Origin of the sequence: Rhizorhabdus wittichii (assembly GCF_017607425.1) — a bacterium.
Classification (GTDB): Bacteria; Pseudomonadota; Alphaproteobacteria; order Sphingomonadales; family Sphingomonadaceae; genus Rhizorhabdus; species Rhizorhabdus wittichii.
Window position 1 is genome coordinate 1828188 of record NZ_CP059319.1, and the last position, 23542, is coordinate 1851729.

The 23542-nt window shown below is 66.9% G+C and carries 15 protein-coding genes; 4 read left to right on the top strand and 11 right to left on the bottom strand.

Features of this window, described 5'->3' with window-relative positions:
- Positions 1–352 precede the first annotated feature (352 nt).
- Together HRJ34_RS08655 and HRJ34_RS08660 are read left to right on the top strand one after the other, a co-directional pair.
- Positions 353–2614 carry a TonB-dependent receptor gene (locus HRJ34_RS08655; RefSeq protein WP_208633869.1) on the top strand — a complete coding sequence of 754 codons (2262 nt, stop codon included), beginning with the start codon at positions 353–355 and terminating at the stop codon, positions 2612–2614.
- Positions 2615–2721: 107 nt separating this feature from the next.
- On the top strand, positions 2722–3771 hold the full coding sequence (locus tag HRJ34_RS08660; RefSeq protein ID WP_030090295.1) for a tyrosine-protein phosphatase: 1050 nt from the start codon (positions 2722–2724) through the stop codon (positions 3769–3771).
- On the opposite strand, the gene HRJ34_RS08665 is transcribed toward HRJ34_RS08660, so the two are convergent.
- The 6 genes from HRJ34_RS08665 to HRJ34_RS08690 all read right to left on the bottom strand — a co-directional run bounded on the left by HRJ34_RS08665 (position 3768) and on the right by HRJ34_RS08690 (position 10203).
- Positions 3768–4400 (bottom strand): TetR/AcrR family transcriptional regulator, encoded by a 633-nt coding sequence (locus HRJ34_RS08665; protein WP_226949195.1) that lies wholly within the window; start codon positions 4398–4400, stop codon positions 3768–3770. The genes HRJ34_RS08660 and HRJ34_RS08665 overlap by 4 nt on opposite strands.
- A gap of 75 nt (positions 4401–4475) precedes the next feature.
- Positions 4476–4886 (bottom strand): nuclear transport factor 2 family protein, encoded by a 411-nt coding sequence (locus HRJ34_RS08670; protein WP_012050796.1) that lies wholly within the window; start codon positions 4884–4886, stop codon positions 4476–4478.
- A complete protein-coding gene (locus tag HRJ34_RS08675) occupies positions 4883–6154 on the bottom strand; it encodes an aromatic ring-hydroxylating dioxygenase subunit alpha (RefSeq protein WP_208633871.1) in 1272 nt (423 codons plus the stop codon). Before HRJ34_RS08675 ends, HRJ34_RS08670 begins: the two co-directional genes overlap by 4 nt.
- Before the next feature lie 86 nt (positions 6155–6240).
- Positions 6241–7377 carry an MFS transporter gene (locus tag HRJ34_RS08680; RefSeq protein ID WP_049771287.1) on the bottom strand — a complete coding sequence of 379 codons (1137 nt, stop codon included), beginning with the start codon at positions 7375–7377 and terminating at the stop codon, positions 6241–6243.
- A 112-nt stretch (positions 7378–7489) separates the two neighbouring features.
- Positions 7490–7981, bottom strand: coding sequence for a YybH family protein (locus HRJ34_RS08685; protein WP_226949110.1), 492 nt, complete (start codon positions 7979–7981; stop codon positions 7490–7492).
- 44 nt (positions 7982–8025) lie between these two features.
- The gene (locus tag HRJ34_RS08690; protein ID WP_226949111.1) at positions 8026–10203 is read right to left on the bottom strand and encodes a TonB-dependent receptor; all 2178 of its coding nucleotides are present in this window, start codon (positions 10201–10203) and stop codon (positions 8026–8028) included.
- A gap of 388 nt (positions 10204–10591) precedes the next feature.
- On the opposite strand from HRJ34_RS08690, the gene HRJ34_RS08695 reads away from it, so the two are divergent.
- Positions 10592–12508 (top strand): NAD(P)-binding protein, encoded by a 1917-nt coding sequence (locus HRJ34_RS08695; protein WP_226949112.1) that lies wholly within the window; start codon positions 10592–10594, stop codon positions 12506–12508.
- 102 nt (positions 12509–12610) lie between these two features.
- Here the strand turns inward: HRJ34_RS08695 and HRJ34_RS08700 are convergent, their stop codons facing one another.
- Positions 12611–13261, bottom strand: coding sequence for a TetR/AcrR family transcriptional regulator (locus HRJ34_RS08700; protein WP_012050790.1), 651 nt, complete (start codon positions 13259–13261; stop codon positions 12611–12613).
- Between the two features lie 9 nt (positions 13262–13270).
- The gene (locus HRJ34_RS08705; RefSeq protein ID WP_226949113.1) at positions 13271–15160 is read right to left on the bottom strand and encodes an acyltransferase family protein; all 1890 of its coding nucleotides are present in this window, start codon (positions 15158–15160) and stop codon (positions 13271–13273) included.
- Positions 15161–15352: 192 nt separating this feature from the next.
- Between HRJ34_RS08705 and HRJ34_RS08710 the strand changes: the two genes are divergently transcribed.
- Positions 15353–17623: a nitric-oxide reductase large subunit gene (locus tag HRJ34_RS08710; RefSeq protein ID WP_208633875.1), complete on the top strand. Its 2271-nt coding sequence runs from the start codon at positions 15353–15355 to the stop codon at positions 17621–17623.
- Between the two features lie 19 nt (positions 17624–17642).
- On the opposite strand, the gene HRJ34_RS08715 is transcribed toward HRJ34_RS08710, so the two are convergent.
- Genes HRJ34_RS08715 through HRJ34_RS08725 form a run of 3 tightly spaced genes read right to left on the bottom strand, consistent with a single transcriptional unit; the run spans position 17643 to position 23369 of the window.
- Entirely contained in the window at positions 17643–18980 is a 1338-nt protein-coding gene (locus HRJ34_RS08715; RefSeq protein ID WP_016746418.1) for a peptide MFS transporter, read from the bottom strand.
- Between the two features lies 1 nt (position 18981).
- Positions 18982–21015 (bottom strand): serine hydrolase domain-containing protein, encoded by a 2034-nt coding sequence (locus HRJ34_RS08720; protein ID WP_208633876.1) that lies wholly within the window; start codon positions 21013–21015, stop codon positions 18982–18984.
- Positions 21015–23369, bottom strand: coding sequence for a TonB-dependent receptor (locus HRJ34_RS08725; protein WP_208633877.1), 2355 nt, complete (start codon positions 23367–23369; stop codon positions 21015–21017). Before HRJ34_RS08725 ends, HRJ34_RS08720 begins: the two co-directional genes overlap by 1 nt.
- Between the last annotated feature and the right edge of the window lie 173 nt (positions 23370–23542).

A 23542-nucleotide genomic window follows, 5' to 3' on the forward strand; every position in this document is an offset into this window, starting at 1 on the left:
ACGCCCCCGCACGCCATCCGTTCCGATGGGCAAAGGCCCCTCCGCAACGGAAGGACGCTCCCCATGGCCATCTCTCACCGAGATTATCAAATACAATCGAGTATCTTTCAAGGGTCGTTTCGGTACACGGATTCCGCCTCGCCGCAGCCCCATTCACTTTTCAAGCCAATAAACTCATACATATAAGGATATTTCCTGCTTAGGCAGAGAGCTTTCGACCACAGATCGCCTTGACAGGCGCCATAGGACATGAAAGCTAGAAGTCGATTCGAATCGAAAACTAAAATGAATAGCTTTTGTCGGGGCGCTCCGATCCGGCCCGCCATCCGACATCCAAAGAAAAGGGGGTTCCATGAACAAAGGTCAGCTTCTCACGAGCGTCGCGGCTTTCGCCTTCCTCGGCATATGGGCGATGCCCGCCGCCGCCCAGACGCCGGCATCGTCGGAAACCGACGATGCCGAGATCGTGGTGTTCGGAAAGGGTGAGACCCGCCAGGTACAGACGGTGACCGCGGTGGATATCGCCGTCGCCACGCCCGGCACGAGCCCGCTCAAAGTGCTGGAAAAACTACCGGGCGTCTCGTTTCAGTCCGCGAATGCCCTCGGCAGCAACGAATGGTCGAGCCGCATTTCGATCCGTGGCTTCAACCAGAACCAGCTCGGCTTCACGCTCGACGGCGTACCGCTGGGCGACATGAGCTATCATAATTTCAACGGGCTCCACATCAGCCGCGCGATCGCCTCCGAGAATATCGGCAGGACCACGCTCGCGCAGGGGTCCGGCGCGCTCAGCACCGCCTCCAGCTCGAACCTCGGCGGCACCGTGCAGTTCTTCAGCAAGGCGCCGTCACCCGACTTCGGCCTCGATGGAGAGGTGAGCTACGGCAGCGAGAACGCCTACCGCCTGTTCGGCCGGCTCGAAACCGGCGACCTCGGCAACGGCGTCATGGGCTATGTCAGCGGCTCCTGGCTGGACGCGCCGAAATGGAAGGGCCAGGGCAAGCAGGAGGCCTGGTCGATCAACAGCAAGCTGGTCGTGCCGCTCGGCGAGCGGGGACAGGTCGCCGCCTTCGTCAACTATTCGGACTTCAAGGACGACGACTATATGGACATGTCGTTGTCCCTGATCCGGAAATATGGATGGAACTGGGATTATATCCGGAACGACTATCCGACGGCGATGGCGATCGCGACCAATCTCCAGAACGGCGTCTATTGCGCCAATTATGCGGGATATTCGCAGCAGATCTGCGGCGACGACACCTATTATGACGCTTATGGCCTCCGCAAGGATTTCCTGGCCGGCGCCAATATCGACTATGAACTGGCCGATGCGGTCACCCTCAAGCTGACCCCCTATTACCATCGGCATCGCGGCATCAGCACCTGGTTCACGCCGTACACGCCGACCCCGGGCGGCTCCCCCATGTCGGTGCGCGGGGCGACCTATGCGATCAATCGCGGCGGCGCGACCGGCTCCCTGTCGTTCACCTTCGGCGACCATCAGCTGGAGATCGGCGGCTGGTACGAATATAATCGCTACCGCGCCGGCCGCCCCTATTTCCCCCTTGCCGCGTCCAACGTCGCGAGCATCGGCAAGCGCGAGTGGCCGAAGAACCCCTTCGCCAGCGACTATTCGTACAATTTCAAGATCAAGACCTACCAATATTTCATCCAGGACACCTGGAACCTGACCCCCGAACTCAAGATGAACTACGGGTTCAAGGGGATCAGGAACACCGTCATCAACGAGTATAATCCGGCGAACAGCCCGAACCGGGACACGTCCGGCCTGCTGAGGGCCAAGGACATGTTCATCCCGCAGATCGGCGTCAACTACGCCGTCTCGCGCGCGTTCGAGCTGTTCGCCAGCTACACCGAGAACATGCGCGCCTTCACCACGGAGCCCTTCCTGACGAGCCGGGCGGGCTTCCTCGCGGTCAAGGACGTGATCAAGCCCGAGACCTCCTGGACGCTGGAGGGCGGCCTGCGCTTCCACCTCCGGGACTTCGAGGGCTCGATCGCCGGCTATCACGTCAAGTTCGACGACAGGCTGCTTTCGGTGCAGCCTTGCGCGATCATCATCGGCTGTCCGTCGATCCTGTCCAATGTCGGCTCGGTCACCACCAACGGGATCGAGATGGCCGGCACCTATCGGCTGACCCGCGCCCTGTCGCTGTACGGCGCCTATGCCTATACGGATGCGCAATATGACGACGACATCCTGAGCGGCGTGCTCTACGCCACGAAGAACAAGACGGTGGTCAACACGCCGAAGCACCTGATCAACGGCGAGATCGCCTATGACGACGGGGCCCTGTTCGGCCGGATCTCCGCCAATTACCAGAGCAAGCGCTATTACACCTACATCAACGACAACAGCGTCAAGGGCCGCGCGCTGGTCGATCTGTCGGCCGGCTATCGCTTCCCGGAGGGGGGCGGCCTGCTCGACGGCCTCGAGCTCCAGGCCAATGTGACCAACCTGTTCGACAAGAAATATATCAGCACGGTGGGGCAGATCGCGCTGAAATTCTCCGATCCGGGCGGGAACGTCCAATCGATGCTCGTGGGGACGCCCCGGCAGGTCTTCCTGTCGCTTCGCAAGCATTTCTGATCGTGAACCGGGAGGGGCATCGAAGGCGCTTCGATCCCCTCCCCATGCAGGCGCCGGCCCCGGCGGAGACATCCGGGACCGACGGGCCGGTCGAAAGGGTCTCCGCCATGTCCAGGACAGTCTCCATCGCCGCGCTGCTGCTGGCCGCGACGCCGGCTCCGCTGATCGCCGGACCGCCGGGGGGGCTGACCGTCGAACGGTCCCAGCCCGACCGCCTGAGGGTCCGCTGGACCAGTCCCCATCCGGTCGACGTCTATATGGCCGACCGGCCCGACGCCGCCATCGAGGCGGCGCGCCTCGTCTCCGCCGACGATCGCGACGGCGTCTACGAGACGACGGTTCCGCCACGGGGACATCCCTATTTCTTCGTGCGCGATCATCGGGACGGCGCCGGCCTGTGGGCGGCGGAGCGCCTCATCCCGCTGGAGCGGGGCTCGAACTTCCGCGACGTCGGCGGCTATCCGGCGGCCGGGGGCAAGCATGTCCGCTGGGGCATGATCTATCGCTCGGCCGCCACGCCCCTTCTCGGCGGCGGCGATCTCGAGACGATCGGCCGTCTCGGGCTCACCGACATGGTGGACCTGCGCAGCAGCGAGGAGCGCCAGCTGGCGCCCACCAGGATCGGCGGCGTCGCCTATCATGCGGTCGGCTATTCGATCAGGGATATCCTGTCGACCGACGAGGCCGACGACATCAGCTGGGCCGACATCTATCGGCGCATGCCGGAGCAGCTCGCCCCACAGATGCGCCTGCTGTTCCGCCTGCTCCTCGCCCATCAGGGCCCGCTCGCCTATAATTGCTCGGCGGGACAGGACAGGACCGGTTTCGCGACGGCGCTGATCCTCACCGCGCTCGGCGTGCCGCGCGACGCCATCCTGGCCGACTATCATCTTTCCACCCGCTATCGCCGCCCGGCCTTTGAAATGCCGAAATTCGATCCGGCGGCCTTCCCCGACAATGCGGCCGCGCGACTGTTCAGCCCCGCCGACGAGGAAGAGAAGCCCCATCCCCTGCTGGAGCCGGACGGCACCCCGTTCCTCTCCCATGCGATCGACGAGATCGAGCGGCGCTATGGCTCGCTCGATAATTATCTGGAGAAACGCATCGGCATCGACGCCCGGGCCAGGGAAGCGCTGCGGGCCCGATATCTGGACTAGGCCCGATATTCTCCATCGGGATCGTCACCGGCGGCGGGCGGCGCCTTCGCGAGGTCCATCAGATGGGAAACCGTCGCCCGCCGATCGGCGGCGCCGACCGCCGTCGGCGCGCTGCTGATCGCGGCGAGGCCGTCCGCCGCCGCCATGATGGTGACGGCGCGCTGCCGCACCTCATCGGGGGCTAGGCCGGGAACCAGTTCCTCGATCAGCCGGCTGAGCATCACGCGGCCCTGATCGTACAAGGCCCGCAGGATGGCGGCGCCGTTCGCATCGCGGCGGGCATAGGCCCACAGCTCCACGAACAGCGTGTCGATCTCGGCATCGGGCTCGACGCCGCACAGCGCGCCGATGGTCGCTCGCAACCTTTCCCGGGCATCCGCGCCGGAGGCTTCGGCCAGATGCCCATATTTGCGGATGCAGCGATCGGCGACCTCCTCGATCACCGCCGCCATCAGCCGCGGCTTGCCCGGATAATGATGCTGCACCGTCGAGAGCCGGATGCCGCACCGCTCGGCGACGTTCTTGATCGAGACGGCCGCATAGCCGCTCTCCAGGAGGACATCGAGCGCCGTGCGGACGATCTGGGCCCGCCGCGTGTCGGGATCGAGCCGCTGGCGCGGCGTCTTCACTGTCGCCAAGGGAACCTCATCCGTTGCGGTCCGGACGGACGCAACGGATGAGCAGGTGCCAGAAAGCCGTCGGGCTCACAATGCCCCGATCGCCCGGGCGATCGTGGCGCCATCGACATATTCGTCATAGGCGAGGATCGTCTCGCCATCGGTCCTGACGAGGTGGAGCCATTCCGCCTCGTAGCTCGCGCCCGTCCGGTGCACGGTGCAACGCTCGCGCCCCGCGACGATCACATGATCGTCGAAGGCCGCCATCCGGTCGATCTCCATCGCGTCGATCGACAGCAGGCCCGCCGTGATCTCGAAGAAGCGCGCCACGCCCGCCGGCCCCTCATGACGGCCGCCGAAGGGAATGAGATCGACCGGCGCATGATATGTCCACAGGCATCCGGGAGCGATCAATCCCATCGCCGTCGCGAAATCGCCGCTGCCGGCGGCCTGGAAAAAACGCCTCACGACAGCCTGTTTCTTCTCGTCGTCACTCATGCACCCAACTCCTCATGGGATGGGACCGACGCGGTCGCCATTTCGTGGAGATACCATCGCTTGATCGTGGACAGCCGCCCTTCGAGCGCGGAGAAGCGCCCGGGGCGGTAGCGGCTCGACGCCACGCCGGCTTGGTTGTCCTCGGTGATCCGCTTGTCCTCGGTGGTGGTCACGTCCCAGACCCGCACGAGGCGCTCGACCTCATAGTCCACGCCCTCCTCCGCCTCGGGGTGGACGAACCACTGGAACTCCACATCGGTCTCCAGGACGCCGCGCGGCGTGAACCGGATCATGACCACATGGTCGTTGCTGGCGAGAAAATAGGAGAAGACGTTGAAGGCCACGGCGCTGTGACCTCCGTCGAATTCGGCGAAGCGGCCCATCAATCGCGACACGGGAGCCCCATCGACGCTTTCGGTGAGCGCCCCGGCCTTGATCGGCAGCCGCCCGACGCTCCAGATGGAACGGATGTCGTCCTCTTCCTCCGCACGCGCATCGAGCCAGGTGCCGGCCGCCGACGCCCTTTCCCGCCATGTCGCCAGTTCGCCGGAGAAGCGTTCGGCCGCATCGACCGGACCGGAGCCGGGACCGGCCCCGAAGGCCAGCAGCTTGTCCTTCGAATGCGCGCTCGAATAGAGCTTGTGGGCGGGCGCGCAGTGATAGCATTCCTGGAAATTGTCGACGACGAGCTTCCAGTTGGCCGAGGTCGGATAGGATCGCCGGGCCGCCAGCCGGGCGGTCGCCAGGCCGTTCAGCGCCAGATAGGGACGCGCGATCTCGGCCAGGGCGTCGAAATCGGGAGCCTCCCCTTCCGCCAGGCAGAGGAAGATCAGCCCCTCCAGCTCGCGGACGTGGCAGGGCATCAGCCCGGCGTCGCGCCTTTCGAAGTCATCCGGCATATGCGCCGCGCCGCGCAGCGCCCCGTCGAGATCATAGGTCCACGCATGATAGGGGCAGACGAAGGACGATAGCGATCCCTGCCGGTCGAGGCAGATGCGCGAGCCGCGATGCCGGCAGACGTTGAAATAGGCGCCGATCGTCCCGTCCTTGCGGCGCACGACGATGATCGATTCACCGCCGACCTCGAACAGGAAATAATCCCCCGGCCGGGGAATGCGGGAGACATGGTCCGCATAGAGCCATTGCCGGCCGAGAACATCCCGCATCTCCGCCGCGAAGATCCCGGCATCGACATAGAATTCCCCTCGCAGCGGCTGATCCGGCAGGCCGCTTTCCGCGTCCAGCCAAGCACGGATGTCGTCACGCATCGAAGCCCTCTTCCGTTATCGGTATATATACCGATAACGGCTATAGCCACCGCCGCTATTTGGCAAGAGCATTTCCGCGCCGGCCGTCAGGCGCGGCGGCCACGGTCCTGCCTGACGAGGACCGGCAGGACGATGGCCAGGGCGACGAGATTGGCGGCGGCGGCCGGCACGGCGAGGCGCGCCAGGCTGCCGCCGTCGGCCAGGCTGCCGAACAGCCCGGTGCCGAGCCCATAGGGAATGAGCGAGAAGCCCTGCAGTCGCGCGGCGACGCCCCCGTTCCTGTCCAGGGCCGAGGCCAATCCGAAGAAATAGGAGGTCAGGGCCAACTGCATCAGCCCGAAGATCAAGGTGCCCGCGACATAGACGGGCGCCGACCGGGCCCCGAGCACGGTGAGATAGGCGAGGCTGGCGAGCAGGAGGACGGTGGCCATGGGAAGCAGCCGCCCCCTTTGCGTGCCGACCAGGGCGACGATCGAGGAGCCGATGATCGACATCAGCATGGCGCAGGAAAGCGCGAGCCCGGCATCGCGCGAGGACAGGCCGATTTCCACGGCCTTCCTTTCGGAAAAGCCATAGGTTCCGCCATAGACGGGCATAGCGACGATCATCGCGGCGACCAGCAGGGCCACGCCCCACCGGTCGACCGGCTGCGCAGGGCCCGCCTCGACCTCCTCATGCAGGAAGCCCGCCGGCAGGGATCGGAGAAGACAGCTCAGCGCCAGCGCGATGAAGCCGGCGAACAGGAACATCGCCGCCGTCCCGAACTTCGCGCCGATGATCGGGAACAGGAACAGCAGGAGCGCGAACCCCAGGCCGGTGGCCGCGTAGACATAGCCATAGGTCCTGTCCGGATCGTCGGTGCGCGCGATGCGGATCGCCATGCCGGCGAGCAACCCGCCGGCCCCGCAGCCGGCAAGACTGCCCATCGCCAGCAGCAGGGCGAAGCCCTGTGCCGCCGCGAAGCCGCAATAGCCGGCGGCCTCGATACAGGCGAAGCCGATCATGGCCTGGCGGAAGCGCAGGCGCGCGATCAGGGGTGGAGCGCATATCGACGCGATCGCGACGAAGGCGATGGTGGCCGTGCCCACCCATCCCGCCTGCCCGGCCGAGAGGCCGCGCTCGACGGCCGCCCCGATCACGAAGGGCGCGACCTCCATGGGGATCATCGCGATATAGGTTCCGGCGACGATCGGAAAAATCCGCCGGATCATGCCCTTGTCCATCGCCCCCTCCCCCGGCCGCGGCTCCATTGCGCGGGCTTCCCGCCCGGCCCGGCTTCGGACCGGCGGAAAGCCGCCGGGGAGAGCCGTCGGCTCCCTCCGGCGAGGAACGGCCTCAATGGCTTCCGGGAAACTCCCCGACGGTATAGGCATCGCCGCCGGACACCCACTGGCCGTCCTTCTTCGCGAAGACGAACAGCATGATGAAGGTGAAGGGCTTCTGCGTCTTGTCCTTCGGGAAGGCCCGGAAATTGGCCCATTCCCAGGCGGCGTCCTTGCCGACATGGGTGGCGATGGGCTCGACCTTCACATTGGCGATCCTGACGATGCCCTGATATTCCTTCCGGAAGGCGTCCCGGCCGATCACCGGCTTGCCGTCGGGACCGAAGGTGATCGAATCGCGCGTGTAGAAGCGGTCGACGATCGTGTCGGCATCGTCCCTGGCGAAGGCCGCCTCCTTCATCCGGTAGAGCGCGTCGACCTGGCGGCGGAACTCGGTGACGTCGGCGGCATCGGCCTTGGGCAGATCGCCGATCGCCGGAGCCGGAGCGGCCGCGGCGGCGGGCGCCGCCATGGCCGACAGGCCCAGCAGGACGGACGCCAGCATAGCAATGGACTTGGACATTCTTTTCCTCTTTCCTTTCAGGGGGATCATTGGATGCGGTAGGTGAGGCTGCCGCCGAACCAGCGCGGGCGGGCGTAGTTCTGCTGGGTGAAGCCGAAGGGCCCCGACAGATCGAGCGTGTAGAGCCGGTATTTCCGGTCGGTCAGGTTGTTGACGAAGAAGGCGGCCTCGATCGGCAGGTCGTCGAAGGCATAGGAGACGCGCGCGTCGCCGACCCAGCGGGCCGGCTCGCGATCGACCGGGGCGTTGAAGGTCGAGAAATATTGCCGGCTGTCATGCTTCCAGTTGGTCTGGAGCGCCAGCCGCCCCGGTCCCGCCGCGAATTCGTAGCGGATCAGGCCGCCCGCGCTGAGCGAGGGCGCCTGCGGCATGTCCCGATCGAGGACATCGCCCGAGGGAACGGTGACATTGCGGACCTCGCCGTCGAGCAGGGTCAGGAACGCCTGGAGATAGAGGCCGGCAACCGGACGGGTCGTGAACTCGAATTCGAGCCCCTTTATGCGAGCGGGCTTGTTGCGGATGATCTGGGTGACGCCGACCAGTTCGAACGATTGGTAGCCGCTATATTTGTAGTGGAAGCCGGCGACGTTGAAGTTCGTCGTCCGGTTCAGCAGCGTGAGCTTCACGCCGCCTTCGATATTGGTCAAAACCTCTCCATCGAAGGCGATCGTCGCCGGATCGAAGGGTCCGAAGGCCTGGGTGCCGAAGCCGCCGCTCTTGGTGCCGCGATTGACGCTGGCATAAAGGAAGGCGTTCCGGCTCGGCTTGAAATCGAGTTCGATCTTGCCCGAATAATCACTGAAGCGCCGCTTCGCGAGATCGGGAAACAGCCTTCTGTCGAACGCGAAGTCCTGCACGCCATTCTCGGAATGCACATAATCGAACCGTTTCCAGTCGCGCGAATAGCGCAGGCCGCCGATCAGGGTGAACCGGTCGTCCAGCTTATATTCGAGCTGGCCGAAGGCGGCGACGGACTCGGTGTTCAGGACGCTGTCATATCGCTCGAGCAGGCCGAAGGCGCCGGTCGTGTCGGTGACATAGCCGTTCTTCGTGTGGATCTTGATGCCGTAGAGGCCGGCAAGCCAGGTGAGCCGGTCGCCCTCCCCCGACAGCCGCAATTCCTGGGAAAGCTGATAGAGGTCCTGCGCCGTCGTGTAGACGAAGTTGGTGGCGGGGGACATGTCGCTGTCCTCGCCATAGCGCTTGCGCAGGTCCTGATAGTCGGTGATCGAGGTCAGCGTCGCGCCGCCCAGATCCTGTTCGTAGCGCGCGGTGACGGCCCAGAAGGTGCGGCTGAAATAGTTCGGCCCGTTGAGCGCTCCGGTGAAGGGATCGCGATCGGGCTCCGCATAGCCCAGGGCATCGCAGCCGTTGCAATTGCCCCAGGCGTTTTCGGACGGGTCGAAATAGACGCCCAGGCCCAGCGCGTTCGGGAAGGCGGAGCGATGGGAATATATGCCCGCCTGACGATCGCGGTCGTTGCGCAGGGCCTGCACCTTGATGTTGAACTTGCCGCCCTCGCCGACATCCCCGGCAAGCTGGATGCGACCGGCATAGAATTTCGCGGCGCCCAGGTCCCGGCCGATCCGGTTCTTGAAATAGGCGCCGCCATGGTTGGTGGTGAAGGACAGGCGCGCGCGCAGCCGGTCGCTCAGCGGGCCGCCGACCGCGCCTTCGGTCGCGACCTGGCCATAGCTGCCGACCGTGGCGGTGACGAAGCCGTCGAGATGGTCGGTCGGCTTGGCCGACACGATCTGGATCAGGCCGCCGGTGGCGTTGCGGCCGAACAGCGTGCCCTGCGGCCCGCGCAGCACCTCGACCCGTTCGAGGTCGTAGGTCATGCCGGCGATCGCGCCGAGCGCGCTGATATAGACCTCGTCATTGTAGAAGGCGATCGGCGCCTCCTGGCTGTCCGCGAAGTCGTTCTGCGACACGCCGCGGATGTTGAAGACGGTCACCGTCGGGCTGTACTGGTTGACCTGCAGGCCGGGCACCTGCGCCGCCAGCGCCGATATGTCCTGCCGCCCCAGCGCGGCCAGATTGTCCGCCCCCAGCGCCGAGACGGCGACGCCGATCGCCTGCGCGCTCTGCGTCCGCTTCTGCGCGGTGACGACGATCTCGCCCGGCTCGAAACCGGCTTCGGTGGTGGAGACCTGCGCCATCGCGCCGCCGGCGGAACCCATGACGATCGCGGCGGAAGCCATCAGTTTTGAAAGTCGACTCGCCATATTCCCATTCCCCTTTTCGCTGACCGTCCCTGCCGCGACTCGATTTCATTCGAGCTAGTTTTGGAATGGAATCGAGTATCTCGCGCTATCCTGCCGATGTCAATCGGGCTGGACCAGCTTCTGGAATACCAGATGAACATCATGATAAATCTGGATTTTTACACCATATCCGCCGCAAATCCCGTTTCCGCGGCCGGCCGCGGAAGGAAAAATTCCCTGGCGACAAGAAAGTCAATTTGAATCGAGAATCTCGATTGCCAGCGACATCGAGCTTTGGCACTATGGAGACAGTGACCGGCGAACGGCCGGACGGGAGGGACGATCAACGATGAACGGACAAGGGGAAGAAAAGACCAGGCCGTCGGTGACGCGGCGGGACTTCGTCGGCGGCACCATGATCGGGTCGGGCGCGGCGCTGCTGACGATGGGCGCGCCGGCGATGACGACGAGCGCGCAGGCGCAGACCGTGCCGAGCCCGCTCACCGGGCTGGGCCCCGACTGGACCGGCCCCGGCGGCGTCGGCGACTATGCCGACAAGAACGGCAACACCCATGTCGTCGTCAACGCCGCCCACGGCCATATCCGCAACGGCGACCTCGACAAGCGGATCGCCAACGCCCCGCTGGTCGACGACCTCTACGACCTGATCATCGTCGGCGCCGGCATCTCCGGCCTCACCTCCGCCTTCGTCGCCGCGCGGGACAATCCGTCCGCCAAGATCCTGATCCTCGACCAGCACGCCATCTTCGGCGGCGAGGCCAAGCAGAACGAGTTCGACGTCGACGGCTATCGCCTGACCGCGCCGCAAGGATCGACCGGCATCGTCGTCCCCTTCGCGCCGGCCGAGAAGTTCGGCTTCGGCAGCCCGTTCCTCAAGGAGCTCGGCTATCCCGAGGAGTTCGTCTACCAGGAGCCGAAGAACCTGTCGCAGCCGATCCTGGTGCCGCGCGACGCCTGGGGGCCGATGCACATCTCCTGGGAGATGGCCGACACCGCCTTCTATTATGAAGGCAAGGGGATGGTGAAGAATCCCTGGCGCAACGGCTTCCGCGACGCGCCGATCCCCGAGAAGGTCAAGAAGGCGCTGGTCGACCTCGAACTCTACCGCACCCCGCCGGTCCGCGACGACTGGGCGCAGTGGCTCGACACGATGACCTACAAGGAATTCCTGCTCAACGTCGCCGAGGTGCCGGCCGACTGCATCGACGGCGTGCTCGACGTGCTGAGCCCGGTGATGGCCAGCATGGGCTGCGGCCAGGGCGGCGACGTCATCTCCGCCTATTCGGCCTATAATTACCTGATGCCGGGGGTGATCGGCTATTATCGCTACCAGCATGGCGGCGCCGATCCGACCGACACCATCTACCTGGCGACCTTCCCCGGCGGCAACACCATCGCCGCGAAACGCTTCCTGAAGCTCGCCAAGCCCGAGGCGCTGAGCGGCGGCGACAGCCTCCACGGCCTGATGGAAAGCCAGGTCCGCTGGGACCAGCTCGACCTGCCCGGACAGCGGGTGCGGCTGCGCCTGTCGAGCACGGTCTTCTCGGTCGTCCATGAGGGCAAGCCGGCCAGGGCGAAGACGGTGCGCGTCACCTATGACAAGGACGGCAAGCTGGTCAGCGCGCGCGGCAAGGCGGTGATCTGCGCGGGACAGCAGCACGCGAACCGCCGCATCTGCCACGACATCGACGCCCAGTATCGCACGGCGATGCAGGAATTCCACCATGCGCCGATGCTGGTGATCAACGTCGCGCTCAGGAACTGGAAGTTCCTCGACAAGCTCGGCGTCGCCGGCATCCGCTGGTTCGAGGGGCTAGGCTGGTGGACCAGCCTGCGCCGGAACCTCGTCATCGACGGGCATGAGCCGCAGCCGCTCGATCCGGACAAGCCGGTGGTGCTGACGCAGTACATCCCCTTCCTGATCCCAGGCGTCGAATGGCCCGACCAGTGCACCCAGGCGCGGATGATGCTCTTCTCGATGTCCTACGCCGACATCGAGGCGCAGGTGCGCGATCAGTTCACCAAGATGTTCGGGCGCTATGGCTTCGACGCCGAGCGCGACATCGCCGGGATCATCACCAACCGGCAGGGCCATGCCTATATGGTCGCGCCACCCGGCTTCCATTTCGGCCGCAACGGCAAGAAGGCGGCGAAGGACGTGCTGCGCGAACCGTGGCACCGCATCGCCTTCGGTCATTCGGAACTGGCGGGCGCGCAGATGTGGGAGACCGCGGTGCTGGAGGGCGAGCGCGCAGCGAAACAGGTCCTGCCGATGCTGTGATCCGGTTCGGGAACAAGGACCGGTGAACCCCTTCCCGGTCCTTGTCACCGATCGACGGCCCGACTCCCTGGCGGGGGATCGGGCCGTTCTCGTCCGGGCTGATCAGTGGCTGCGCTTGCGCTGCAGGATCGGCGGCAGGTAGTTGCCCAGATAGGCGGTGGCGGCGCGGCTCGCTTCGCCGACCATGTGGCGGGTGATGACCCCGTCCTCGAGCACCGACAGCGCGAAGAAGGCGTCGGCGATGACGATCGCGCGGAAGAAGATCGCGATCGGCTCGGCCAGTTCGGGCAGGTGGAAATGCGCGGCCAGCGCCGCGTGGAGCTGCACGCCGAAACGATAATCGTCATGGCAGCCGGCCTGGCGGATGTCGGGCGTCGTCCGCGGCCCGAGGATGAGCTGCCGCGCCGCCGCGTCGGCGTTGAAATAGTCGGCCGAGGCGGCGAGGAAGGTGCCGATGATCGCCTGCCACGACGCGTCGGCGCCGATCGCGGGCTCGACGCTCGCCATCTCGTCAGAGATCGTCCGCGCCAGTTCCTTGTAGAGTTCCCGCAGGTCGGGAAAGAAATGATAGGTCGAGCTGGACGGGATGTTCGCCGCCTCCGACACCATCGGCAGGGTGATGTCGTCGATCTCGCGCTCCTGCAGCAGATCGCGGGCGGCCTGGATCAGCGCCTCCCGCCGCGCGCGGCCGCGCGCCTGCGTGTAGCGCCGGCCGGTCGCGGTCGCGGTCGTCGTCGTGGTCGCGTCCCTCATGCCCCGACCCTAGCGGCGGACCGGCGGCGAGGTCCACGGATTTCCGCCCTGCCGGGCGAGGATGAACCGAATTCCGGCGAGGCTCGGATGATGGCTGTCGAAATAGAGCGGCCGTCCGTCATGGAGGAGCAGGCAGCGCCCGCCGTCGCACAGGGCCGCGACCGGATCGATATAGGTCACGCCGGCGCTCCGCCAGCGGCGGGCGATCGCCTCGATGCGCGCGGCCGCCCTCGTGTCGGCGCCGAGCGGGTTGAAGGCCTCGTCCATCCGGCCGAACGCGGCGAGATGCGCCAGCCGGCGCGGTACCTCGAAGGGCGCGGGCGGGACCGGGCCGACGATGACGACCCGGCGCCCCTCCCCGGCCAGCAGCCCGACCGTACGGTCCAGCCCCGCGAGCACCGCGTCGCTGGCGTTGAGCGGGCTGGCCCAGAAGGCCGCGAGATAGACCGTCCGCAACCGCGGGTCCGACCGGATCGCCGCGATGGCCTCGCGGTTGGCCTTCCCGCAGCGAGGATCGCCGGGCGGATCATAGCCGGCGATGGGGGGACAGCTCGACTGGGTGCGCTGGACGAGCGAGCGCCCCTGCTCCGCCTCGATCCGCGAGAGGACATAAGCGAGTTCGACCGCATGGCTGTCGCCCCACACCAGCGCGCCGGGCGGCGCCTTGGCCCCGAGCACGCAGGCGGGCAGTCCGGCCGAGCTGCTGTCGTGACAGCGTCCGCGATAGGGGCTGACGTCGTTCTTCGCCTCCGCCATGGCGATGACGCGGGGATCGAAGCGCCCCGGCCACGGCCCGGCCGCGATCATGGCGAGCGAGACCGCGCACAGCGCCGCCATCGCGCCCGCCGCCATCCGGAACAGCCGGGCGCGCGGCACCCGCGACGCATCGCGGAACGGCCTTTCCACATATCGCCACGACAGCAACGCCAGCGCGAAGGCGGCGGCGACCACGATCGCGCGCGGCCAGCCCGCGAGCCGCTGGTCGGTCGCATATTCGGTGAAGACGATCAGCGGCCAATGCCACAGGTAGAGCGAATAGGAGATCAGCCCGACGGCCACGAGCGGCCTGAGCGAGAGCAGCCTGCCCATCAAGGTCCCCGGCGCGCAGTGGATCAGCGCCGCCGCGCCGAGCACCGGCAGGGTGGCGGTCATGCCGGGAAAGATGGTGTGCTTGTCATAGGTGAAAACCGCCACGCCGATGGCCAGCAACCCCGCCATCGCCAGCGCCTCGCGCAGCGGCCGCGCGGTCACCGGCGGCACCGCCCCCAGGGCGAGCAGCGCGCCGACCGCCAGTTCCCACGCCCGCGGCGGCAGGAGGTAGAAGGCGAAGCCGTCGCCATTGTTCTGCGTCGCGACGGCCAGCGCGAAGGACAAGAGCGCGATCCCCGCGATGACGGCCGTGCGCCATCGCATGGCGTGGCGCCCCAGCAGGATCAGGAGCAGCGGAAAGGTCAGATAGAATTGCTCCTCGATCGCGAGCGACCAGGTGTGGAGCAGCGGCTTGGTCTCGGCGCCGCCCTGGAAATAGCCGGTCTCCAGGAAGAAGCCGACGTTCGAGACGAACAGCAGGGCGGCGAGCGCCGATTGCGGCACGGACTCGAAATCGCCGGGCAGATAGAGCCATGCCGCCGCCGCCAATATGGCGACGATCACGACCGTCAGCGCGGGCAATATCCGCCGCGCGCGCCGCTCGTAGAAATGGACGATCGAAAAACGGCCTCCATCGATCTCGCGCGCGATGATGCCCGTGATCAGGAAACCCGAGATGACGAAGAATATGTCGACGCCGACATAGCCGCCGGAGAAACCGGAAATCCCCGCGTGAAACAGCAGCACGGGCAAGACGGCGACCGACCGCAAGCCGTCGATGTCCGCGCGATAGCCCGCCCCCTTGCCCACATGAACTCCCTGTTTCTTCGAAGTCATGCTTCGATGACGTTCGACGGTCTATAGGGAAATAGAGGAAGATTCCGACACGGGCCATGAGCACTGCGCCGATCGGGTCCGTAAAGAACCGAAGTGACGAAGCCGGGCCGGCTCACGATAGACAGGCGGCACGGTCGCGGACGCCGGAAGCGGTTGGGAGATGTTATGGGCGAATATCGACGCCTTTGGTGGACGCTGATCGCGATCCTGACGATCACCTTCGCCATCCTCGGCCTGTCGGGCGTCGAGGTGTACCGGCAGGCGCCGCCCATCCCCGCCAAGATCGTGACCACGTCCGGCACCGAGCTGATGACCCGCGAGGACATCATGGAGGGCCAGGCTGCCTGGCAGAGCGTCGGCGGCATGCAGCTGGGCTCGATCTGGGGCCATGGCGCCTACCAGGCGCCCGACTGGTCGGCCGACTGGCTCCACCGCGAGCTCGTCGCCTGGCTCGACCTGGCCGCGGCGCAGGAGCATGGCAAGCCGTTCGACCGGCTCGACGGGGCGCAGAAGGCGGCGCTCACCTATCGGCTACAGGACGAGTATCGCCGCAACATGCTCGATCGCGCGAGCGGCACGCTGACCGTGTCCGACCGCCGCGCCGAGGCGATCCGGCGGACCGCGCTCCATTACCAGCAATTGTTCGGCGACGACCCGGCGCTGCGCCCGCTGCGCGAAGATTATGCGATGAAGGAGGATACGCTGCCCGACCCCGACCGGCGGGCGGCGCTGGCCGACTTCCTGTTCTGGACCGCCTGGGCCGCCGCGACCGAGCGCCCCGGGACCGTCGCCACCTACACCAACAACTGGCCGCCCGAACCGCTGATCGGCAACCGGCCGACGACCGAGAACGTGCTGTGGTCGCTCGCCTGCGTCGTCCTGCTGATCGCGGGCATCGGCGCGCTGATCTGGGGCTGGGCGTTCCTGCGCGACCATGACGAGACGGCGGCGCCGGTCGCCACGGCCGATCCGCTGCGGGGCATCGCGCTCACCGCGTCGCAAAAGGCGCTCGGCAAATATCTCTTCGTCGTGATCGCGCTCTTCATCTTCCAGATATTCATCGGCGGCCTGACCGCGCACTACACGGTCGAGGGCCAGAGCTTCTACGGCATCGACCTGTCGCAATGGCTGCCCTATTCGCTCGCGCGCACCTGGCACCTGCAGAGCGCGGTGCTGTGGATCGCGACGGCCTTCCTCGCCGCCGGCCTGTTCCTTGCCCCCGTGATCAACGGCGGCGCCGATCCCCGCCATCAGAAGCTCGGCGTCGACATATTGTTCTGGGCGCTGGTCCTGGTCGTGGCCGGCTCCTTCCTCGGCAATTACCTCGCCATCGCCCATCTGCTCCCGCGCGACTGGAGCTTCTGGATCGGCCATCAGGGCTATGAGTTCCTCGACCTCGGCCGCGTCTGGCAGATCGCCCTGTTCGCGGGCCTGTGCCTGTGGCTCGCGCTGATGCTGCGCGCGATGATCCCCGCGCTCCGGGCCGACGGCGACCGGAACCTGCTCGCCCTGCTCTGCCTGTCCACCGTCGCGATCGGCCTGTTCTACGGCAGCGGCCTGTTCTACGGCGAACGCAGTTCCATCACCGTCATGGAATATTGGCGCTGGTGGGTGGTCCATCTGTGGGTCGAGGGCATTTTCGAGGTGTTCGCCACCGCCGCGATCGCCTTCATCTTCGCGACCCTCGGCCTGGTGTCGAAGCGCATCGCCACAGCCGCCAGCCTGGTGTCCGCCTCGCTGTTCATGGTCGGCGGCGTGCCCGGCACCTTCCACCATCTCTATTTCTCGGGCACCACCACCCCGGTCATGGCGATCGGCGCCGCGTTCAGCGCGCTCGAGGTCGTCCCGCTCGTCATCCTCGGCCATGAGGCCTGGGAGCGGTGGGACCAGCGGCACAAGGCGCCGTGGATGACGGCGCTGCGCTGGCCGCTGGCCTGCTTCGTCGCGGTCGCCTTCTGGAACATGCTCGGCGCCGGCGTCTTCGGCTTCATGATCAACACGCCGGTCGCGCTGTTCTACCTGCAGGGGCTCAACACCACCGCCGTCCATGCCCATGCCGCGCTGTTCGGGGTCTACGGCTTCCTGGCGCTGGGCTTCACCCTGCTGGTGCTGCGCTACATCCGGCCGGACCTGATCCTCAACGAGCGGCTGATGCGGGTGGGCTTCTGGTCGCTCAACGCCGGGCTGGTGCTGATGATCTTCACCAGCCTCCTGCCCATCGGCCTGTTCCAGTTCCAGGCGAGCGTGACGACCGGCATGTGGTATGCGCGCAGCGCCGACTTCCTCCAGCAGCCGCTGTTCCAGACGCTCCGCTGGGTCCGCACCTTCGGCGACGTGGTGTTCATCGTGGGCGCGGTCGCGCTGGCGTGGCAGGTCGTGGTCCTGGGTCTCTGGAACGGCGGCCGGCGCACACCGCCCCTCCCCGCCGCCGAGTGACGAGCGGCGGACTGCCGGTTCAGCTCCGTCCCGCCGGGTGCGCTCGCTCGCGCCGGCTCATCGCCAGCAGGATCGCCGACGCGGCGAGCACCGAGATCGCGCCGATCCCGAAGAAGGCGGTGGCCGGGATCGCGCCCCAATAGGCACCCATCACCCCGGCCAGCAGGCTGCCGAGGAACTTCGCGATATACCAGGCCCCCATCAGCATCGCCGCGATCTGCACCGGGGACAGCAACCCGATCAGGCTGAGGCCGACCGGCAGGGTCAGCAGTTCCCCGAGGGTCAGGAACAGGAAATAGGCGAGCACCCAGCCCGCCCCCACCGGCCGGCCGGTCGCGCCGAACAGCGCCGCCGCCCCGACCATCACCAGCATCGCCACCGCCGCGATCGCGCAGCCGAGGCTCATCCGGCGCAGGAGCGCCGCGGGCGAGCCGTCGCGATCGTGCCGCCGCCAGAAGCGGATCAGCGGCGGCGTCAACAGGATGATCAGCAGCGGGTTGACGGCCTGGAACCAGGTCGCCGGTATCTCGAAATCCAGGCCCATCAGCGCGACGTGCCGGTCGGTCTGCTCGTCGACCCACAGCGCGATCACATTGCCGCTCTGCTCATAGCCGATGCGGAAGAGGACGATGACCAGGACGATGCCGAGCAGCAGCCGGAGCTTGCGCCAGTCCTCCGCGTCGAGGGGCGTCCGGCGAGCGCCGCCGATCCGGCCGGCCGCGGGGTCGGGCGGCAGCAGGCGGAGCGTGCCGAGATAGATCGCCAGCCCCACCGCCATGCCGACCCCGGCGGCGGAGAAGCCCCAGTGCCAGCCATAGAGCTCGCCCAGCGTCCCGCAGACGAGCGGCGCCAGCAGCCCGCCGAGGTTGATCCCCATATAATAGGCGCTGAACGCCTGCGGCCGGCGGGGATCGTCCTCCGCATAGAGGCCGCCCACCTGGACGGCGAGCGGCGGGATGAACAGGCCGTTGCCGACCGCGACCAGGGCGAGCGCCGGGAAGAGCAGGCCTTCGAACGCCATCAGGAAATGGCCGATCATCATCAGCCCGCCGCCCAGCACCACGCTGCGCGTGCGCCCCAGCCAGCGGTCAGCAACGATCCCGCCGACGAAGGGGCTGAAGAAGGCCGCGGCGCCGTAGAGGCCATAGATCAGCGAGGATTGGCCCTGCGAGAAGTGCAGGTGCCGGGTCATGTAGTAGACGAGCAGCGCCTGCAGGCCGAAATAGGAGAATTCGGCCCACATCTGCGTCAGGAACAGGCTGGTGAGACCGGGCGGATGACCGAACAGCGTACGGCCGGCGCCTCCAGGGGAGAGCGCCGGCGCGTCCGGTGACGAAAGGGGGGAAACGACCGTCACGTCAATAATCGAGTCCGAAGGTCAGCAGGCCCATGCTGAGCACGATCCAGCCGAGGAACAGCCCGGCCAGCGGAACCGCGACGGACCAGATCTTCGCGACCAGCGATCGGCCGGAGGCGCCGATGGTCACATAGGCGTTGTAGATCGAAGCCAGCGTCCCGACGATGGCGATGATCTCGAGCAACTGGATCACGCGCATCCAGATGTCGAGCCGCCCGTCGAGCAGCCCGACGTCGGATTCGATCGCCCCCACCATACCGATCCAGCCTGCCGCCGCCAGGACCGAGACCACCGCGGTCGCCCGCATCGCGCGGTCGAGCATGAGCGGCCGGCCCGCCAGCGACGAACGATAGCCATAGACCTTGCGCATTCCCGCGACCACCGGCCAGGCGAGCACGGTCAGCAGCATCACGCCGAGCGCGGCGACGAGAGCCGGGACGATCCACCCCGCGTCGAGATCGCCGGGCGCCGCGAGGAACAGGAAGATCGGCGCGAAGTCCGCGATCGAGAAGGCGGTCACCCGGCCGTTCTCGACCCTGGCGGCCAGCCGGCCGCTGCCGCCGACCTCACGCCACTGGAAGGGGGCGACCTCCCGCCAGCGCTTGGGCGCCCCTGCCGGATCGACGAGCATCGACACCGAAATGGTGCCGTCGTCGTTCGGGATCACCTCGGCCTCGCTCAGCAAGCCGACGAAGCGGAGCCAGTTGGTGGCGGAGCCGCGGCTGAGAAGATAATGGCCGGCCATCAGGCGGCCATGCTCGCGCGCCGTCGCCGTCGTGCGCGGCTCGGGGTTCGGATCGGGGAAATAGCGATCCATGAACTGTTCGAACAGCCGCTGGCGGATGACGTGCGCGGCGGTGTCCTTGCCCGAACTGTTGAACGACATGTAGACGCCGACACCCTTGTCGACGATCAGGTGCAGGTCCGAATGGAACCAGTTCGTGTCGCCGCCATGGCCGACGATCACCTCGCCGTTGCGATCCTCATGATAGAAGCCGAGCCCCATCGCAGGCAGGCCCGGGAGCGGCCGGTTGACGTCGGCGAACATCCGGGCGCGGGTCTCCGGGCTGATTAGCGCGCCGCGATTGTCGAGGAAGGCCAGCATGAAGCGGGCCATGTCGGTGCCTGTCGACGACAAGGCCCCGGCGGGCGCCATCTCGACGATCTCGAAGGGCTTGGGGTCCTCCGAAGCGAGGTTGTAGCCCTTGGAGAGAAGCGGTGCGAGGTGGGCCGGCAAAGGCTGCTCGAAGCTCGAATGGCGCATGCCCAGCGGCGTGAAGATGTGCCGCTGCACATAGTCCTCGAACCGCTCGCCGGAGACGCGCTCGACGATATAGGCCGCCAGCGACGCGCCATAGTTGGAATAGGCCGGCATCGTCCCCGGCGCGTAGATGCGGGTCGGCACCCAGCGCTTGAGCACATGGCCCAGCGAATGCTTCTGCTCCGCCTTCTCGACGATCAGATATTTGGCGGTTTCCTCGAAGCCCGCGGTGTGCGTCATCAGGTGGCGCATCGTGATCGGCTTGCCGAAGGCATCGGGAATCCGGAAATCGAGATAGGCGTTGACGTCCTTGTCGAGGTCGATCTTCCCGGCCTGGACCTGCTGCATCACCGCCGTCCAGGTGAACAGCTTGGAAATCGAGCCCGGGCGGAACAGCGTCCTGGCCGGATCGACCGGCTTGCGCGCGCGGACGTCCGAATATCCGTAGCTCCGCGCGGTGAGCAGCTTCCCGTCCATGACGACCACGACGACCGCGCCCGCGACCCCGCCGGCCTCGATCGAATAGGGTACGAAACCGTCGAGCCAGGCATCGACGTCGGCCGCCGTCAGCGCCCGCTGCGCCTGTCCGGCGAGGACCGGCGTGTCCCCGGTCCGGCCTGTGGCGGCGGGAACCATCGCGTGCGCCGGGTTGGGATCGGTCGGCGACTGCGCCGCCGCCGGCAGCGCCAGCGCGGCCAGCAGGATCGCGGCCCGCCGGAACAGGCGGCCGAGGCGGCCCGGCACGTCCGGGCGCTGCGAAGATAGTCTGGACATCAGAAGGAGGCTCCCAAGGTGACGCCGAAGCTGCGTGGCCGGATCGGAGAGGCATTGACCAGCGTGCCCGGCCGTGTCTGGAACCGGCCCGCGTTGATCAGGCCGCGCGAATTGGTGAGGTTGCGGACCTGGAACTGGACGTTGAACCGTCCGGTCTCGATACCGGCGCGCAGATCGGCGGTGGCATAGCCGTCGATCGTCAGGCGGCGCCCATAGGTCAGCCGATAGGCCAGGTCGAAATCGGTCGCCTGGTCGCTGATCAGGCGGATATTGCCGCCGACGAAGGCCTCGGCGTCGCCGCCGATCGACCAGCGATAGTCGCCCGACAGGTCGACCGTCCATTCCGGCGCATAAGGAAGCCGGTCGCCCTTCAGCCCCGGGGATATGAGCGCCGGGGCGCCGATGTCGATGCCGGGCAGGTCGTCCTTCAGCTTGGCGTCGCTATAGGCGATGCTCGCCGTCAGGTCGAAGCCGCGCGCGGGCCGCGCGGTGACGGTGATCTCCGCCCCCTTGCTGCGCGCCTTGTCGCCATTGCCGTCGCCGGTCACCGGGCCGAGGCTGGTCTGATAGGTGACCGTGGTCTGGATGTTGCGCCAGTCGAGATAGTAGACCGACGCGTCGACCGAGAAGCCGTGACCGGGGGTTTCGGCGCGCAGGCCCAGTTCATAGCTGATCAGCGTATCGGCCTCGAACCGGCGCGGGAAGTCCGGTCCAGCCCCCGGCGGCACGACGTTCGGGCCGCCCGGCCGATAGCCCTTCGCCGCCCGCGCATAGATCGATGCATGGTCGCCCAGTTCGAAACGCGGCGAGACCGACCAGGTGAAGACATTCTCCGACGATCGCCCGCGGCTCGTGTCGGGCCCGATCGGAGCGCCCGAAAGCGGCAGGAAGGACCCGTCGAGGCTCTGGACCGTGCTCTGCCGGTTATGGCTGTAGCGGACGCCGCCGGTCAGGTCGAAGCGCGGGCCGACATGCCAGGTGGCGCTGCCGAAGCCGGCATATTCCTTGTAGACCGAGGCAAGGTTCGCGACCAGGAAGTCGGGAAAGGCGACGTCCGCGCCGCCCGGCCCCACCGGCAGGACGAGCGTCTGGTCGACGGCTTTGCCGGTGGCGAGGTCGAAGGGCAGATATCGTTGGAATATCCGGCCCTTCTCATGCGTGTAATAGCCGCCGACCAGCCATTCGAGCCGATCATTGTCCGGCGATGCCAGGCGCAGTTCCTGGGTGAACTTCTTCTGGGTGATCTGCGTCGGGAAGAACAGGCCGCGCGTGTTGGGCCCGGTGCCGAAGACCGCGTCGCCGATGCCGGGAAGCTGATAGCTGACGTCGCCGACGTCGTTCGAGAAGAGCCGGCCGTAGCTCGTCACCGAGGTCAGGGTGGCGAACCCCGCGTCCCAGTCGAGCGTGCCGTTGTAGAGGCGATAGTCGACGCCGGTCTTCTCGGCATAGAATTCGGTGCGGGTCAGGCCCGACACCGGCGCGCCGGTGCTGGGATCGGTCGCCTGGGGCGCCAGCGTGACCGGATCGGCATCGTACATGGCGCGCGAATCGCTGCGCAGATTCTGGGCAAGCGCCGACAGGCGGACCGTCAGCGTCTCGGTCGGCTGCAGCAGGATCGAGCCGCGGCCGCCATAGCTGTCGACGTCGTTGGCGTCGCGGCGCGCCAGGCCCAGCGTGTCGATGAAGCCGCCGGTCCGGCGATAGAAGCCGCTCGCCCGCACGGCGATCTTGCCGGACAGCGGCACGTTGACCGCGGCGTTGGCCGACCAGCCCAGATTCCCGCCCTTGACCGTTTCGAGACCGGCCTGGGCCTTCCCTTCGAGCCGGTCGAGCTTGGGGCCGGCGGTGACATATTTGACGACGCCGCCCAGCGAATTGGCGCCGTAGAGCGTACCCTGCGGCCCGCGCAGCACCTCGATCCGCTCGACGTCGAACGTATCGATGTCGCCCGCCAGATAGGCCGCGTTGCTCTGGCCGGTGCTCGACCCGAACGGCGTGTCGTCGACATAGATGGCGACGGTCGGGCTCGCCCCGCCGGTGTTGATGCCGCGCAGGACGACGCGGGCCTGCCCCGGCGTTTGCTGCTGGATGGTGAGGCCGGGAACCAGCGAAGCATAATCGGCGATGCTCCTGATCTGCTGCCGCTCGAGCGTCGCGCTGGACACCACCGAGATCGACTGGGGAACGTCGAGCAGCCGCTCCTCGCGCTTCTGCGCGGTCACGACGATCTCGTCGACCCGATCGTCCGCCCCCGGCGCCGCCGCATCGGCCGCCCCCGACCGCTGGGCCGCCGCCGGCGCGACCGCGACCAGCGCAGCGCCCGCCAGGCAGAATGCCTTCAGCCTTATCGCCATTTCATGCTCCCTTGCATCTGCGCCGCCCGAGGATGACGCATGTTTCATTTTTAGCAACACGTTTCTTGCACAGGATCGCGTCGGTTCACAAGAGGAATTGGTTGCGCTAAATCTCGGCCGCCCCGGGCTCCAGGATAAACCCTTGAAAAAGCCCGGTGCACATCATCGCGGAA

What these genes read in the sequence shown, in the direction of transcription:
- HRJ34_RS08655 (WP_208633869.1), top strand. Translation starts at nt 353, where the DNA reads ATGAACAAAGGTCAGCTTCTCACGAGCGTCGCGGCTTTCGCCTTCCTC.
- HRJ34_RS08660 (WP_030090295.1), top strand. Translation starts at nt 2,722, where the DNA reads ATGTCCAGGACAGTCTCCATCGCCGCGCTGCTGCTGGCCGCGACGCCG.
- HRJ34_RS08670 (WP_012050796.1), bottom strand. Translation starts at nt 4,886, where the DNA reads ATGAGTGACGACGAGAAGAAACAGGCTGTCGTGAGGCGTTTTTTCCAG.
- HRJ34_RS08675 (WP_208633871.1), bottom strand. Translation starts at nt 6,154, where the DNA reads ATGCGTGACGACATCCGTGCTTGGCTGGACGCGGAAAGCGGCCTGCCG.
- HRJ34_RS08680 (WP_049771287.1), bottom strand. Translation starts at nt 7,377, where the DNA reads ATGGACAAGGGCATGATCCGGCGGATTTTTCCGATCGTCGCCGGAACC.
- HRJ34_RS08685 (WP_226949110.1), bottom strand. Translation starts at nt 7,981, where the DNA reads ATGCTGGCGTCCGTCCTGCTGGGCCTGTCGGCCATGGCGGCGCCCGCC.
- HRJ34_RS08690 (WP_226949111.1), bottom strand. Translation starts at nt 10,203, where the DNA reads ATGGCTTCCGCCGCGATCGTCATGGGTTCCGCCGGCGGCGCGATGGCG.
- HRJ34_RS08700 (WP_012050790.1), bottom strand. Translation starts at nt 13,261, where the DNA reads ATGAGGGACGCGACCACGACGACGACCGCGACCGCGACCGGCCGGCGC.
- HRJ34_RS08710 (WP_208633875.1), top strand. Translation starts at nt 15,353, where the DNA reads ATGGGCGAATATCGACGCCTTTGGTGGACGCTGATCGCGATCCTGACG.
- HRJ34_RS08720 (WP_208633876.1), bottom strand. Translation starts at nt 21,015, where the DNA reads ATGTCCAGACTATCTTCGCAGCGCCCGGACGTGCCGGGCCGCCTCGGC.
- HRJ34_RS08725 (WP_208633877.1), bottom strand. Translation starts at nt 23,369, where the DNA reads ATGGCGATAAGGCTGAAGGCATTCTGCCTGGCGGGCGCTGCGCTGGTC.